14 protein-coding genes are annotated in these 15,393 nt (G+C 44.8%); all 14 read left to right on the forward strand.

Annotated features, from left to right (window positions below):
- Positions 1–41: 41 nt before the first annotated feature.
- The 14 genes from GI364_RS08640 (at position 42) to GI364_RS08705 (ending at position 14,909) form a co-directional block, all read left to right on the forward strand.
- A complete protein-coding gene (locus GI364_RS08640; protein WP_233096072.1) occupies positions 42–1,250 on the forward strand; it encodes a Gfo/Idh/MocA family protein in 1,209 nt (402 codons plus the stop codon).
- A 276-nt stretch (positions 1,251–1,526) separates the two neighbouring features.
- Complete coding sequence (locus GI364_RS08645) at positions 1,527–2,822, forward strand: ABC transporter substrate-binding protein (RefSeq protein WP_198853211.1); 1,296 nt, start codon at positions 1,527–1,529, stop codon at positions 2,820–2,822.
- Positions 2,823–2,906: 84 nt separating this feature from the next.
- Positions 2,907–3,782, forward strand: coding sequence for a carbohydrate ABC transporter permease (locus GI364_RS08650; RefSeq protein ID WP_198853212.1), 876 nt, complete (start codon positions 2,907–2,909; stop codon positions 3,780–3,782).
- Positions 3,779–4,609 carry a carbohydrate ABC transporter permease gene (locus GI364_RS08655; protein WP_198853213.1) on the forward strand — a complete coding sequence of 277 codons (831 nt, stop codon included), beginning with the start codon at positions 3,779–3,781 and terminating at the stop codon, positions 4,607–4,609. The genes GI364_RS08650 and GI364_RS08655 overlap by 4 nt, the downstream gene beginning before the upstream one ends.
- 52 nt (positions 4,610–4,661) lie before the next feature.
- Positions 4,662–5,402: a GntR family transcriptional regulator gene (locus GI364_RS08660; protein ID WP_198853214.1), complete on the forward strand. Its 741-nt coding sequence runs from the start codon at positions 4,662–4,664 to the stop codon at positions 5,400–5,402.
- Between the two features lie 142 nt (positions 5,403–5,544).
- The gene (locus tag GI364_RS08665) at positions 5,545–6,918 is read left to right on the forward strand and encodes an L-fucose/L-arabinose isomerase family protein (protein ID WP_198853215.1); all 1,374 of its coding nucleotides are present in this window, start codon (positions 5,545–5,547) and stop codon (positions 6,916–6,918) included.
- Positions 6,919–6,930: 12 nt separating this feature from the next.
- A complete protein-coding gene (locus GI364_RS08670) occupies positions 6,931–8,115 on the forward strand; it encodes a diphosphate--fructose-6-phosphate 1-phosphotransferase (RefSeq protein ID WP_198853216.1) in 1,185 nt (394 codons plus the stop codon).
- 17 nt (positions 8,116–8,132) lie between these two features.
- Positions 8,133–8,966 (forward strand): class II fructose-bisphosphate aldolase, encoded by an 834-nt coding sequence (locus GI364_RS08675; protein ID WP_198853217.1) that lies wholly within the window; start codon positions 8,133–8,135, stop codon positions 8,964–8,966.
- 84 nt (positions 8,967–9,050) lie between these two features.
- Complete coding sequence (locus GI364_RS08680; protein ID WP_198853218.1) at positions 9,051–10,493, forward strand: NAD-dependent succinate-semialdehyde dehydrogenase; 1,443 nt, start codon at positions 9,051–9,053, stop codon at positions 10,491–10,493.
- 27 nt (positions 10,494–10,520) lie between these two features.
- Positions 10,521–11,465, forward strand: a complete 945-nt coding sequence (locus tag GI364_RS08685) for a hydroxyacid dehydrogenase (protein ID WP_198853219.1) — start codon at positions 10,521–10,523, stop codon at positions 11,463–11,465.
- A 185-nt stretch (positions 11,466–11,650) separates the two neighbouring features.
- Positions 11,651–11,932 (forward strand): UxaA family hydrolase, encoded by a 282-nt coding sequence (locus GI364_RS08690; protein ID WP_233096073.1) that lies wholly within the window; start codon positions 11,651–11,653, stop codon positions 11,930–11,932.
- On the forward strand, positions 11,932–13,086 hold the full coding sequence (locus tag GI364_RS08695; protein WP_198853221.1) for a UxaA family hydrolase: 1,155 nt from the start codon (positions 11,932–11,934) through the stop codon (positions 13,084–13,086). The genes GI364_RS08690 and GI364_RS08695 overlap by 1 nt, the downstream gene beginning before the upstream one ends.
- A gap of 25 nt (positions 13,087–13,111) precedes the next feature.
- Positions 13,112–14,173 (forward strand): Ldh family oxidoreductase, encoded by a 1,062-nt coding sequence (locus GI364_RS08700; protein WP_198853222.1) that lies wholly within the window; start codon positions 13,112–13,114, stop codon positions 14,171–14,173.
- Between the two features lie 43 nt (positions 14,174–14,216).
- Complete coding sequence (locus GI364_RS08705) at positions 14,217–14,909, forward strand: FadR/GntR family transcriptional regulator (protein WP_198853223.1); 693 nt, start codon at positions 14,217–14,219, stop codon at positions 14,907–14,909.
- Positions 14,910–15,393: the final 484 nt, after the last annotated feature.

Genomic DNA, 15,393 nt, shown 5'->3' on the forward strand with positions numbered 1-15,393 from the left:
GAGATAACGGATGGCACGCTAAAGAGAGGAGTTATCCACTGATGGAACGCGGCAAAGAGATTCGTAGTAATTTTTTCATGGGGCATCATGTGACTCAATATTTAAGCGATTCTGATAAGTATTTGTATGCCCCCACTGAGCTTAGATACAAGTTCAATGTAATCGGTTTCGGAATGATGGGGTTAGAACACGCCCTTGTCACCATGCTTGAGGGTCAGGCGAAAATAAAAGGCGTATTTGATAGTAATCAAAGGAGCATCGAGGCTAACCTTAATATCTTCAAAAGTTACGTCCCCGACCAAGAATTGGTGGTATATGACACTTTGAAAGAAGCATGTAGCGATCCTGAAGTCGATGCGCTAATCATATGTTCGCCAAACTACACCCATCTTAGCATTGTTAGAGAAGCGGTAAAGTCAGGGAAGCACATCTTACTTGAAAAGCCGATGGCGACGACGGTAGATGACGCAGTTGCCATCACTAAACTAGCTGCAAACTATACCGGTGTATTTCAAATTGGCCTCCAATATCGTTTCAAGGCTATCTATAGTGAGGCAATCCATGAAACGTTATCACGCAAATCGATAGGAGATCTTAAACTTATTAACATTGTTGAACATCGGGTTCCTTTCCTTGACAAGGTGAACCAGTGGAACAAATTCTCACAGTATTCAGGCGGAACGTTGGTGGAAAAGTGTTGCCATTACTTTGATTTGATGAATCTATTTGCAGGTTCTAAGCCGGAGTCAGTATACGCTTCTGGGGATATGGCTGTAAATTTCAAATCATTTAAGTATAACGCGGAAACTTCCGATATCCTGGATAATGCTCTTGTAACTGTGATTTATGAGAATGGAGTCAAGGCCTCGTTTAACCTGTGTATGTTTGCTCCAATGTTCTATGAGGAGCTAGTACTTTGTGGCGATGAGGGTCGTCTTAAGGCCTATGAAAACCGTGACTTTTTGCCTGATGCCAGACCGGAAACACATTTAGAGGTATTGTCAGGTGAAAATCGTGCCTCCAAAATTTCAACGCCATGTTATCCAACTGCTATTCAACATAGTGGCCACAACGGAGCTACTTACTATGAGCATAAGCATTTTATTGACAACATAGACGGAAAAGAAACTAACACGGCTAGTGTTGATGACGGATTGTGGTCTATTATCGTTGCTGCAGCAGCAGACAAGTCCATTAGCACAGGTCGTGTAGTGTCGATCAAGGAGTTCTTAGATAACTTCTCATTTTAAGGCATGAGGTAGTTTAGGACAGCAACAAAGCAATGACGCGGTATCTTGTGTGTTGAGCCTAATGAACTTATTTTCTCCAATTTGCTTATTACATACTTGAAAACGCATACATCATGATGTTACTATGTTTTATATTAGTAGGCTAAATATTCAGATGCTTTAGATTGTAGGACGTATCCATATAAGAGAACAACACCATTTGGGGGTGGTGATAGCACTGGAATGTGATGTGGGGCTGCGCGGGTTTTCGAGACTTAATTAGGGGGGCGTGTTGTTATGAAAAAACTGTTAACTTGGTCTAGTGTAGCGGTGGCACTGTCGTTTGGCGTAGTCGGTTGCGGTAATAGTACGACTTCCGGTAGTGGTAATGGAGCAACTCAGTCCGGTGGAAATTCCTCAGCAAATGCTAAAACAGTTACGTTACAGTTTGAACATTGGCGCGGTGAAGACGTTCCAACTTTTAAGAAGATTATCAAACAGTTTGAAGCCAAATACCCTAACATAAAAGTGCAGATGACGGTCCTCCCGTCGAGCAAATACGCAGCTCAGATTCAAACTACACTTTCCGGAAGTCATGGGGCTGACATCTTTGCGACGTTCCCGGGCGCTGAATTTAACACCTTATATAAAATGGGTGTATATGAGGACCTTAGCGGTCAGTCTTGGTTGAGTCGGTTTTCACCAAGTCTCATCAAGGCCGGTCAAATGAATGGCAAGCAATATGCTGTACCTTGGCAGCTAGTGTATAACGATCCTTTGTATAATGTTAAAATGTTCAAAAAATATAATATTAAGGTTCCGAAGACTTGGAGTCAGTTCTTGAGTGCTTGTCAGACCTTAAAGTCACATGGCATTATCCCAATGGCTTGGGTGGGACAAATCAGTAATACTCAGTTCATCAACCCAATGCTAATGAACAATATGCCAAGCGTTAATATTTTTGACAAAGTGGACTCCGGTGCGGCTAAGCTGACTGGTTCTTGGTACACGAAGACCTTAACTCAGATAAAGCAATTGTATGACAAAGGATACTTCCAGAAGGATCCGACAGGAACTAGCAAGCAGGGTGCTATTGCTTTGTTTGCTTCTGGAAAGGCAGCTATGTTTGATATGGGTAGCTATGATATGGTCAACGCACAAAAATTGAATCCTAAATTACAGGTTGGAATGCTTGCCCCTAACACCACAACCAATAGCAGTCCCAAATATGGTGGCATTTATACGTCTACGTTCATGCTTGGGATAAACAAGAATAGCAAGCACATTAAGCAGGCTGAAGAGTTTTTGAACTTTCTAACGAAGCCGAAGATGGCTTCTCTGTATGCTAACGGAACGGGGCAATTTCTTACGGAAAAAGGAATATCGTACACATCAAAGGATCTGCAATATCTGTCCAAGACGTGGTTACCTAAGCAGAATCTCATGTTTCAACCACGTTATACAATTAAGAATCCTGGTGTGCAGAAGGCTGTTGAAACTTCCGTATCCAACATTATGAGCGGAATGTCTGTTACAAAGGCTGCGCAAACAGCTCAAAAGCAAGTTCAGCAAGCTATTAAGCAGGGCTCTTAATGTGTACTCCTATTGAGTTTTGGGGCGTACCGACGTTGGTACGCCCTGCCTACGGCAGGGTTAGTAAGGAGGCATGTATATCGCATGGGAAAGCGACTTTCAATTCTCACCTTTGTACTACCAGGCTTTCTTCTGTACGGCATTTTCTTTCTTGTCCCGACTGTTTCCTCACTGGCTCTTAGTATGACTAACTGGGGTGCTACTTCAAAACACATTGTGTTTGTAGGTCTAAAAAACTTCATTGAAATGATTGGGTCAGATACGATATTTCGAAGTGCTGTCGTGGATAGTCTAGAGTTCTCGATTACGGTTGTTGTGTTTCAAACCGCGCTGGCGCTGGCGTTTGCTTTACTATTAGTTCGCAATACCAGATTAAATATTATGTACCGATCAATCTATTTCTTCCCTACCATTATTGCATCTGTTTCCGTGGCATTTATTTGGCAATACATGTTTGACCCTACGGTGGGCTGGGTAAATCACTTTTTAAACATCATAGGCCTTTCAAACCTTACACAGAATTGGCTGGGTGGTCAGCATATCGCGATCTTCAGTTTGGCGTTCATTCAATTTTGGATGCATACTGGCCAAGTCATGCTATTGTATATTGTTGGTCTGCAAGCAATTCCGCGTGATTTATATGAGGTTGGTGAAATTGAGGGAGCCGGTCCTTGGCAGAGATTCAGACATATTACTTGGCCATTGTTGGCTCCGTCAGCCATTATTGCTGTCGTGTATACAACCATTCAGTCGTTTAAGGTTTTTGACCTGGTAATCGCAACAACAAATGGAGGACCAGGTGACGCGACTGAAGTATTTCCTGTGTATATTTATCAGGAAGCCTTTACAAATTATCAATATGGATATGCTGAAGCTGGCGCAGTTCTGTTTCTTATTATGATGATACTGGTTACTGTTATACAGTTCCTGATTATCGGACGAAGGGATGTGAGCGTATGAGGCGTCCATCTGGTATCGTGCAAATTTTGAGACAGTTCCCGTTACTGGCTTTTGCAGTGCTTATACTCTTTCCGTTTGTTATGATTTTCTTTGCTGCCTTTAAGACGGACGCGGCAGTCTATATGGCTCCGTATAACGCTCCGCATCCATGGAGTTTGGCGGCATTTAGAACTTTGTTTCATGGAGGACAGATGTTTCTCTACTTCAGAAACAGTACAATTGTGACGAGCAGTGCCATTGTTCTTTCCATTGTTCTGGGTTCGATGATGGCCTACGGATTATATCGTATGGGCCGTTTTTGGGGGAATCTGCTTTGGGCTGTTGTGTCATTCGGTATAATGGTTCCAACGCAGGTAAACATGGTTTCATTATACATTGAGTTTGATAAACTAAACTTATTAAATTCCTTGTTTGGCCTAGTCATTGTAGATTGCACATTTCTACTGCCCGTTACAGTTTTTATCGTCGGGGGATACCTAAAGACATTGCCCTATGGCCTGTTGGAGGCAGCTCAGATAGATGGCGCAAGTGAATGGATGTTGTTTTTACGTATTGTAACTCCGTTGAGCGGTGCTGCAATTGCGACAGTAGCTATCTTCTCTCTGGTAATGTCGTGGAACGACTTGCTCTATCCTCTGTTGTTTATTCAATCGAAGGGCTTACAAACGTTACCGCTAGCACTGTTGCATTTCCAAGGACAGTACTTAACCAATTACCCTGCACTGTTTGCTGGAGTTTTAATATCAGCAATTCCCATAGTTATTCTCTATGTGATATTTCAGAGGTTCTTTATGGAGGGGCTTACGGCAGGCTCAATTAAAGGCTAAGCAGTTTGGTACGTGGATCGTTCTATTTCATATTATCAGGGGGTGAACTCATTTGGCAGATTTCGTTGCGAGCATTAATCCCGACCTCCCACTGCCTTTGTACCATCAGCTGAAAAATCTTATTATGCAGCATATAGAGACTGGGGAGTGGCGTCCTAATCAAGCCATTCCTACGGAAATTGAGTTGATGAATCGATACGGTGTTAGCCGGACTACCGTTAGAGAAGCGGTTTCTAGTCTGGTGCAAGAAGGGTATCTTGTTAAAAAACAAGGAAAGGGAACGTTTGTCCGTGAGCCTCGCGTACAAGAGCGACTAGGCAAGCTAACCGGATTCGCAGAAGAAATGACGCAAAATGGATATGATCCTTCAGCAAGGCTAATCGGCGTATTTACAGACCTTTCCGAAGATGAAGACTTTGCAAATTTGGAATTGCCTGAAGGAGACGCGTGGGTCAAGATTGAACGGCTACGATTAGCTAGTGGAGAACCTATTGCGGTGGAACGCTCGTACTGGCCAAAGGGAATTGCAGACATACTTGTTCAGCAGGATCTAGAAACTGTTGCCTATTATAGCGTGCTAGAGGAGAAGGGTATATATCTCCGATATGCGGAAGAGGACATTTCAGCTGTAAACGCAGATACTACCGATGCCATGGCACTCAAAATTAAACTGGGCTCGTCCTTGATTGAAATGACTCGGTTTACCTATGATAATTCTGAAAGACTGATTGAATACACATGTACCCGTTATCGGGGCGATAGGTACAAGTACCATGTTCACCTTGAAAGATGAATGAGGGTACTTAGGAATCATCAAGGTTAAAATTCTATTCTTCCATATTCCTTGACGTTAGGACCACTGTGGTATGATAATTCATCATGATGTCATGATGAAGTGACGAGGAAAAATTCTGCCTGAGAGGAGTGGATATTTCATGACAGCGTTAAATGATTTAGATAGCCTTCGAGTGGGTTATGTCTCCTTTGGTCGGGCGACTTTTGACATGACCCAGGCAAAAGCCATGACTCATTCATCTATTGAAGCGTTAGAAAATGAAAATGGGGTATGGAGTTTTGTCGAAGAAACCATAACAACAGTCAGCGATGCGGAGGAAACTGCGAAGAGACTCAACGGAACCATTGACGTACTGTTAGCTCAGTTCACGACATTTGTAGATGCTAGGTTCATTGTGTCTATGGCTAAGGAACTCCAAGTACCGATAATTGTTTGGGCAATTCGTGAACCCAATCAAAAACCAGGACAGCGTTTATCCTTGAATTCACTTACAGGCGCTAATATGGCAGGGCGAGAACTTCATAGACTTGGTATGCCTTTTCAATTTCTCTACGGGAGTGTTGAAGACGACACCTTCTCGGGGCGACTGGAGGCTGCATTCAGATTCTGGTCAGCATGGCGCAAACTGCGACGTTTTAAGGTAATAACTCTTGGCGACGCGCCTGATGGATTTTTCTTTTCGACTCCAGGACAAAAGGCGATTGATCAATTAGGCCTAAGGATTGAAAGTCTTGATTTAAATGAGGCTTTTCAGCGTGCATCAGAGATGAACGATACCGACGTTGAGAAGGAGATCGAACGCGTTAAGACATCTGTTAAAGGCATTGACAAATTACCAAAGGACAATATCACCAAATTTGCAAAAATGATAACAGTGCTGAAAAAAGATTTGGCTGCATTGAACGCCGATGCAGTAGCCGTTCGGTGTTGGCCGGAGTTTTTTACCAATTTTGGCGCCGCTGCTTGCAGTACACTATCGGCACTCTCTGATTCTGGAATTATGGGCGCATGCGAAGCTGATGTGTTAGGTTCTCTCTCGATGGATATCGTACATCAGCTTACAGGTTCGGCTTCATACCTTGGTGATCTTGTTGAAGTTAATGAAGAAAAGCAGGCAATAACTTTCTGGCACTGTGGTGCGGGGGCATTTTCACTAGCAAATAAAGGTACTGGAGCGGTAGCGGGTCAGCACCCAAATCGGAACGTCGGCTTTACCCTAGAATTTGGGTTGAAACCAGGACTTGTAACGATTCTCCGAATTGGGGAGGATCTTGACGGTAATTTGAGAGCTCTCATAGGCAGGGGGGAGATGCTGGATGTACCGCAGCGATTTAAGGGAACTTCAGGAACCGTACGTCTGCTGGATGGTGAGAAAAATGATGACGCCATTAAGCGCGTGACAAGGGTTATTGAGGCGGGATTTGAACCCCATTACGCGTTAGCCTACGGTGATGTCGTGGATGAACTAGCTCGTCTATTTAAATATTCAGGGATCCCTGTTACTAGATTTTAAGGAGGTATGAGAATGAAAGTAGCCATTGGACAGTTTGGAGCTCCTACGACAGTTCTCAATGCCTCCCTCTATGGAGTTTTAGAAACTCTTAGAAACAGGTCTGCAGAGATCTTAGGAATCATTGGCGGAGTGGAGGGACTTCTTTCGGGGTCGTTTGTAGACCTCTCTGATTCATCATCTTTAAGTTGGTTGCAAAGTACTCCAGGAGCTGCCCTCCGTGCAGGCAGATACGCGGGTCAGAATGAAGTTGGTCGTCGTGCAGTGAGCATTCTGGCAGAGCGCAAGATTAACGGTCTCATCATGATGGGCGGTAACGGGACAATGGGATTGGCCGATGAAATTCAAAAGGCGGCAGAAATGCAGAGTTATGATCTCTCTATCATTGGGGTACCTAAGACAATAGATAATGACATTGTGGGTATCGATTTTTCCCCTGGATTCCCCAGCGCGGCGCACTTTGTGATTCGTGCAGTGCGTGATTTGCAGATCGATCTCGAAGCAATGGTTGGGTTTGAGCAAGTAAGGGTTGTCGAAGTGATGGGAAGGCGTTGCGGATGGCTTGCTGCTGCAACAGCTCTTTTACCACATTTAGAGGTGAGCAAGAAGGAACCTATGACCGAGAGTAGCAGTACGCAGACACCTATAATTTGTCTTCCGGAACAGGAATTTGATTTGAACTCTTTGCTTAAGAATATTGAACAACGTGTTAAAGACGACGGACAGGTACTAGTAGTTGTAAGTGAAGGGGTACGCGATGTTAGCGGGCAAATGGTTTTACAAGCGGGTGAAGGTAATAACTCAGCCAAATATATGTTGGGCGGTATCGGCGCTTTGATTGCAGAAAAGGTACGTGAGTCGTTCGGGTACGGAGTACGATATGAAAATCTCGGGCTTTTGCAACGATGCTGGAATGATTCCAGCTTAGAATCAGACAGACGTCACGCTGTGCAACTCGGCGAATTGGGAGCAAGAGCACTGCTTGAAGGACGGACCGGTCTTATGGCAGGTTTGTTGCGGGCTGACGATGGGTCAAACGGATTTGTTGAGACTCTTTTACCTCTTAAGGATGTGGCCGGTAAGGATCGGCTTATGACTAATGAAGAATTATCTCTGGAGGAGCAGTTTGTAGAGTGGCTTCTGCCCCTAGTTGAGATAGATAAGATTGAACAACACCCTCGTCTAAGGATGGGAAAATAAATCGGAGGTGATTTTGTATGACTCTTGCGACAGGATTTATTCTGCAGGATGCATACAAAGCAGGCTACGCTGTCCCTGCTTTTAGTGTGCATTCGACTGATATGGTTGACGCAGTACTTGATGAGGCCGAAGTTGAAAAGATGCCGGTTCTGCTGCAGATTGGGCAAAGAGCAATTAGAAATGGACAAATGGAAACACTTACGAATCATATTCGTTTGGTTGCATCTCAATACAAAATACCAATTGCAATCCATCTCGATCACTGCAGAGATACGTCGCAGGCTGTTAAGGCACTTCGCTCAGGAATGACCTCATTTATGATGGATGCGTCAGCGCAGACTTTCAGCGACAACGTACGTTTAACCGGGGAAGTCGTGCAGATGTGTCACGCCATTAATATGCCCGTGGAAGGTGAACTTGGAGCAATTGGTGGGGTAGAAGACGATATTAGCGTTGATGATAAAGATGTCGTTTACACCTCTGTCGAAGCTGCCGTCGAATTTATAGAGAGTACAGCGGTTGACTCGTTGGCTGTGGCGATTGGTTCCGCTCACGGGATGTATAAGCGAGAACCCAAACTAGATTTGGTCCGCCTCGAAGACATCTATCACAACACCAGTGTGCCATTGGTGTTGCATGGGGGTAGCGGAATATCCCAGACACAGATAAGGAAAGCTATAAAATTCGGAATCGCAAAGATTAACTTTGATACAGAATTGAGACTTGCTTACGTAAAAGGACTAGGAAGTGCAGTAGGAAAATTCCCGGACGACCCATTTAGTCTTGGGGAGCATGCCAAACAAGCTTTACGTACCGTTGTTAAAGAGAAGATTGACTACTGTAGGCCCTGACAGTTGGGTGGCTGGCTCAGTAGATAAGTCAGTCCATACTAAATTAATGGCCAATTCTCGATGGTTAGTGAAAGGGAGATTGTTATGCTGACAAAGAACTATCGGAATAGTTTACTCATAAACGGAGAATGGAGAAGCCCTGCGAGTAACAATGCAATTGAGGTAGTAAACCCTGCGACAGATGAAGTCATTGCGGAGCTGGGATACGGGAGTGAAGGCGAAGCCCTGGAGGCCGTAGATGCAGCCAAACATGCCTTTCAAAAATGGAGAAAAACAACACCTCGGGAAAGAGCCGATTTGCTGCTCAAGGCTGCGGAGCTACTTCGAGAAAGAGAAGAGAGCATAGGACTTCTTTTGGCCAACGAGTCAGGCAAGCGATTGGTGGAAGCGATTGGAGAGGTACGCTTTTCTGCAGAATACTTTCGGTGGTTTGCAGAGGAGGCTCGGAGACCGGAAGGACAGTGGATTCCTCAGGAAGCGAGTCACAAACGCCATTGGACGAGATCTCAGCCCGCTGGGGTTGCTCTGACACTGACACCATGGAACTTTCCAGTTTCGATTCAAGCACGTAAGTTGGCGCCCGCTCTGGCTGCAGGATGTACTGTCGTTGGTCGTGCTTCTCAGAAGACTCCGCTTTCTGTAATTGAATTATTTCAGTGTCTTCAGGATGCCGGCTTTCCGCCAGGAGTTGCCAATCTTATATACGGCCCAGCATCTGAAACGACACAAGCCATGATGAAACATCCAGCAACGAGGGTAGTGAGCTTCACGGGTTCTACACCTGTGGGCCAATCTCTCATGAGGACTGCGGCTGAAAGGGTTCAGCGACTGGCGCTTGAGCTTGGTGGAGATGCGCCATTCATAGTGTTTGACGATGCGGATGTGGAGAAAGCTGTAGGAGGTGCAATGATTGCTAAATTTAGAAATAATGGACAGTCTTGTATTGCAGCAAATCGATTCTATGTACATGCCAAAGTTTATGATGAATTTGTTAGCAAGTTTGTCGAGCGTATAAATAACATGAAAATTAGTGATCCTGTTTCAGACCAGTACAGCAGTCTTGGACCTGTTATAGACAATCGGGCTAAAGCGCAACTTGAGCTACTTGCTCAATCTGCTTTAGAGCGCGGTGCCCACCAACTAACCAAAGCCATAGAGGTTCCGGATGTAGGAAGCTATTTCTCACCTGTACTTTTGGAGAATGTTCCGTCGGATACCGCATTCTCATGCCAGGAGCTATTTGGTCCTGCTGCGCCTGTCTTTAAATTTACGGATGAAGATGAAGTTGTTCGACGGGCAAATAGTACAGATATGGGGTTGGCTGCCTATGTTTATACAACTCTCTTTGACCGCTCTACAAGAGTCACGGAAGGTTTGGAATACGGCATCGTGGGTCTGAACAGTGCACTGCCTTCGGTTGCTTACGCCCCGATGGGAGGTTGGAAACATAGCGGGCTGGGCAGGGAAGGTGCCCGTGTGGGAATGGAGGAGTTTATGGAGTTGAAGTACATCGCAGCAGAAATATAATGCAGGAATAGAAGGGGAGATAAGTGTATGTCTATTGTTATCTCTGAGGATCTGTGGCAGGCGATTCCATCTTGGTTTGGCGAAGGGGAATCCGTTGAATATGATCCATACCTGATTTTAGATAGAGCAGCACTGCTTCAGAAGGCTCAAAAAGCGGATGCTCTTATTGTTCGAAATAAAACAAAAGTTGACCTTGAATTACTAGATGCCGCACCGAATTTGAAAGTCGTTGGAAGACTTGGTGTAGGACTCGATAACATTGCTGTTTCTGCTTGCAAAAACCGAGGTATCCAAGTTGTTGCAGCGCGAGGATGTAATGCTTTGTCAGTAGCAGAGTATGTAATGGCGTGTTTGCTAGACCATAGTCGCTTTTTGGCAAAATGCAACTACAGCGTAAGAGAAGGGAATTGGAATCGGAGTTTTGGGACCGGTACAGAGTTATATAGCAAGACCATAGGACTTGTGGGCGTTGGCGATATTGGACAGCGTGTTGCCAGTCGAGCTAAGGCCTTTGGAATGAGAGTTGTGGCATTCGATCCGTTCGTTTTGCCGACAAGTTCTCTTGTCCAAGACTTGGGAGTTGAATTAGTGGACTTGGAGACTCTATTAAGTCTATCTCATTTTGTATCCGTACATGTTCCTCTAACTCCCCAAACTCAATACTTAATTGCTGAACAAGAGTTAAGCCTCATGCGGGATGATAGCGTTTTGATTAACACTGCGAGAGGAGGTGTAATTAAAGAGACAGCGTTATACGCGACATTACATGAAAAATCCGCTCGAGCCGCCTATCTTGATGTGCGAGAACAGGAACCGCCATCGCCAGATGACACTTTAGGTAAACTTGATAACATTCACTTCTCACCGCATATTGCAGGGATTACAGCGGAATCATCTGAAAGAGTAGCCAATTTTATATTGACTCAAGTGCAAAATGCTTTGTCTGGCCAGACTGTTCACGGTTTGGTTTGAATCTAGCTGAGACATAGTAGTATTAATTTTTCTAACTCTGTAATGTAGCTCGCGTGCGTAAAACTCATAAATGTAGATGAAATATGTCGGCAAAGAGTATTGATAAATATTCTGAACGTTAATATAATATGGTATGTGGTCATACCACATACCATATTAAAAATTCTGGGAAGGGAAGTAGACACATGCACAAGTTCCTTATCCACAAACATGGCGACTACGTGGGCGTAGCAACCCAGGCAATCGATGCAGGAGAAGAGGTAACCGGTATCTATATGGACGACAACTCGACGGTTAAGGTTATCTCTCGAGGAGAAGTTCCGTTGGGACACAAAATTGCACTGGTGGGTCTTAAACAGAACGAAGAGGTAATTGAGTACGGACAAGTGATTGGCCTTACAAAAGAGGCATGGACAACCGGAGACTATGTTCATACACATAACTTGAAAAGTAAGAGGTGGCAGTAATGACAACACAATTGATGGGTTATCGCCGTCCCGACGGAAGTGTAGGAATTCGTAACTACGTAGTAATCATTCCTGTTGATGACATCTCCAATGCTGCGTGTGAAGCTGTTGCAAGTAAAATTCAAGGGACTATAGCCCTACCACACCCGTATGGAAGACTACAATATGGTGAGGACCTAGAACTTCATTTTAGGACGCTCATTGGTACTGGTAGGAACGCAAATGTGGCAGCGGCGATTGTTATAGGAATCGAAAACAACTGGACCAAACGAATTGTTGACGGCATTGCGGAAACAGGTAAGCCTGTAGCTATGTTTAGTATTGAAGGACAAGGTGAAATAGAGACAATTCGACAAGCGACATGGAAGGCTCAAGAGTTCGTTCAATACGCCACAGAGATTCCCAGAGAGCCCGTTGAGCTTTCCGAAATGATTGTGAGTATCAAATGTGGTGAATCGGATACAACGACTGGCCTTGCCTCATGTCCAACAGTGGGTAGAGTGGTCGACAAGCTTATTGACGCCGGCGGTACGGTACTTTTCGGTGAGACGTCCGAGCTAACCGGTGGTGAACATTTGATTGCAGAAAGATGTGCGACTCCCGAGATCAGAGAACAATTTTTAAATACTTTTAACGAATATGTAAATTTCATAGAATCACAGGCTGCTGATTTGCTTGGCTCTCAGCCAACTGAAGGGAATATAGCAGGCGGCCTTAGCACCATTGAGGAAAAGGCTATGGGGAATATTGAAAAAACAGGGACCAAGCAGGTGGTGGGTGTGCTTAAGCCCGCAGAAGCCCCAACTGCAAAGGGATTAAATTTTATGGATACTTCGTCGGCGGCGGCAGAGTGCGTCACGCTCATGTGCGCAGGCGGGGCAGTCTTGCATTTCTTCCCCACTGGTCAAGGTAACATCGTGGGTAATCCCGTCGAACCGGTTGTGAAGCTTACGGGTAATCCTAATACAGCGGATGTTATGAAAGAGCACATCGACGTGGACGTAAGTGGACTGCTGTCCTACGATATTCAACTTACCGAGGCTGCAGACATGTTAGAGAACATGATGGTTAAAACCATGAACGGAAGGATGACAGCTGCAGAAACATTGGGTCATAAAGAGTTTGTTTTAACGAAGTTGTATCCCAGTGCCTAATTCTGGATAAGCGAGGTGCCATGTGGTGACTAAATTAAAATTTATGTTAGAGGAACTAAAGCGATTTGGAGAACAGTGTCTCGTGAGTACAGGAGTACCTAAGCAAGATGCGGTCTGGACCACAGAGGTCCTGATGAAAGCGGAGCTACAAGGTCGTTCATCGCATGGCATCTCACGTTTGTCTGCTTATGTTGAGGGGATTCAACGCGGGAAGATTAATCCTGTTCCTGATATCCAAGTGAGTCGCATTACGGACGCTTCAGTCAATGTCAATGGAGATGACGGATTAGGTCCTGTAATTGCAAAAATAGGGATAGATTCTGCTGTTGAAAGTGCCAGTAAAGTGGGCGTCGGAGCAGTATCTGTAAGTCATGGAAATCACGCAGGAGCGCTTGGCATCTATGCCTCTCGAGCTGCAGATCAGGGATTGATAGGTCTTGCCGTAACTAATGCTCAACCGGCAATTCCACCGTGGGGGGGCAGACAGGCTTTCTTTGGTACAAACCCCATTGCCATGTCGGCGGGTACAGGTGACAACCAAATTATCATCGACTTGGCTACAAGCATAGTTGCCCGCGGTAACATTATATTGGCCGCCAAGTCCGGGATGTCAATACCCGAGGGCTGGGCTTTGGATCGGGAAGGGAATCCTACAACCAATGCTCAGGAAGCTCTGCTGGGCTCTGTGTTACCAGTAGGCGGCGCCAAAGGGTACAGTCTGGCTCTTATGGTTGAAGTCTTATCTGGTGTACTATCTGGTGCGGCAATAGGAAATGAGGTCGGATCGATATATAATAGTGAACCAGGGGCACCTAATACGGGCATGTTTTTCTTGGCTATTAATCCTGAAATGTATATTGGGGAGAAGGCATTTGCCGAACGCCTAAAGTATATGGAGGACCTCATTCATTCTATTCCTACGGCGCCCGATACAGACGTCGTCTACCTACCTGGGGAACGAAGAAGATATTTGGAAAAGGTGAACAGAGAGTCTGGAGTTAGCTTATCCTCTCAAACGGGGGACGAGCTGATAACGTTAGCCGAGAACTTACATGTCGAACCTCCTCAAAGACTTAGAACAGAATAACTCCACTTTCAGTGGAGTGATGGTGAATTGGGAGGGAGTTTCCATGTTTGAACCCATTTCTGATAGAATGGCTTTCAGTCAAAAAATCATTGCTCAAATTACAGACAAAATTATCACAGGTGAACTTGAACCTGGTGACAGAATCCCTCCTGAACGTGAATTGGCGGAGATTTTCGGCGTTAGTCGTTCGGTAATTCGTGATGCCATCAAAGTCCTATCTGGCCGTGGTGTTTTGGATGTCAAACACGGGATTGGGATTTTTGTTGCTAAGTCAAGAGACGAAACCAGACAATTGGTTTTTACCGGGGAAAAGATAAGAGATTTGTTTGAAATACGTCAGACTTTGGAGACCCAAGCTTCAGCATGGGCTGCGGAGAGAGCGAACACAGAGTATGTTGAGCGCTTGAAGAAGACTGTAGATGAAGCATTAAAAGACACCTCCGATTTAAAACTTCTGGCACAAAAGGATGCTCAATTTCATGTGGCTATCGCTGAGTCATCACAAAATTTATTGCTGGTGAAAATCATGTGGATGTTACTCGACGCATTGGGCGAGAGTCGCCAAAAGGCGCTGGAAATATCTGGACGACCCATCGATTCTTTACAAGAACACGCTGCAATAATAGAAGCAATTGAACTGAAGGACAAAGAGCAAGCACGTCTTCTAATGCACAGACACTTAACTAGTGTGGAACGTTCTATTACATCAGCGGACAGTCAAGATATAAGGAAATAAGGTTGAAGAAGTGTCCTTGGCAGTGGTTATGCGCTCTTCTTTAGTGGAAGCCTTTACTGCAAATGTCGGGCTTCAAAAACCACAATCCGGCGGCTAATCTTGGGCTGTTTGTCCGCATTTGGGACATTTAATGTGGTACTTTCCTTTTCTACTCCACGTAACTGTGCGCACATTCCACGATAACAAAATCCCTTCCCAATCAGCCTGAAAGTCGGAAACATAGTGTTTATATGGGAGTACTCGATGCCTCCTGACAGAATTGAGTTCATTTGGTCACTACTTTACCATTTGTGGTCGTGTCTGGGGCAAAGCCAAATCCTGAGCTGATGCTTTGTTCGCCGGTTGAAATAGTTGGGGAGCATGTAGTTTTTAAGGCATGCCATCTTGTATTTCCACATTCATACATATTCAAATGTGGAATTGTCCTTTAGTGAAGTTTCTATAAATTTGTACCAACGACTCTCTGCGTTATCAAATATCTGAA

Origin of the sequence: Alicyclobacillus sp. SO9, assembly GCF_016406125.1 — a bacterium.
Taxonomy (GTDB): domain Bacteria; phylum Bacillota; class Bacilli; order Alicyclobacillales; family Alicyclobacillaceae; genus SO9.

What these genes read in the sequence shown, in the direction of transcription:
- GI364_RS08640 (WP_233096072.1), top strand. Translation starts at nt 42, where the DNA reads ATGGAACGCGGCAAAGAGATTCGTAGTAATTTTTTCATGGGGCATCAT.
- GI364_RS08645 (WP_198853211.1), top strand. Translation starts at nt 1,527, where the DNA reads ATGAAAAAACTGTTAACTTGGTCTAGTGTAGCGGTGGCACTGTCGTTT.
- GI364_RS08650 (WP_198853212.1), top strand. Translation starts at nt 2,907, where the DNA reads ATGGGAAAGCGACTTTCAATTCTCACCTTTGTACTACCAGGCTTTCTT.
- GI364_RS08655 (WP_198853213.1), top strand. Translation starts at nt 3,779, where the DNA reads ATGAGGCGTCCATCTGGTATCGTGCAAATTTTGAGACAGTTCCCGTTA.
- GI364_RS08665 (WP_198853215.1), top strand. Translation starts at nt 5,545, where the DNA reads ATGACAGCGTTAAATGATTTAGATAGCCTTCGAGTGGGTTATGTCTCC.
- GI364_RS08670 (WP_198853216.1), top strand. Translation starts at nt 6,931, where the DNA reads ATGAAAGTAGCCATTGGACAGTTTGGAGCTCCTACGACAGTTCTCAAT.
- GI364_RS08675 (WP_198853217.1), top strand. Translation starts at nt 8,133, where the DNA reads ATGACTCTTGCGACAGGATTTATTCTGCAGGATGCATACAAAGCAGGC.
- GI364_RS08680 (WP_198853218.1), top strand. Translation starts at nt 9,051, where the DNA reads ATGCTGACAAAGAACTATCGGAATAGTTTACTCATAAACGGAGAATGG.
- GI364_RS08685 (WP_198853219.1), top strand. Translation starts at nt 10,521, where the DNA reads ATGTCTATTGTTATCTCTGAGGATCTGTGGCAGGCGATTCCATCTTGG.
- GI364_RS08690 (WP_233096073.1), top strand. Translation starts at nt 11,651, where the DNA reads ATGCACAAGTTCCTTATCCACAAACATGGCGACTACGTGGGCGTAGCA.
- GI364_RS08695 (WP_198853221.1), top strand. Translation starts at nt 11,932, where the DNA reads ATGACAACACAATTGATGGGTTATCGCCGTCCCGACGGAAGTGTAGGA.
- GI364_RS08705 (WP_198853223.1), top strand. Translation starts at nt 14,217, where the DNA reads ATGTTTGAACCCATTTCTGATAGAATGGCTTTCAGTCAAAAAATCATT.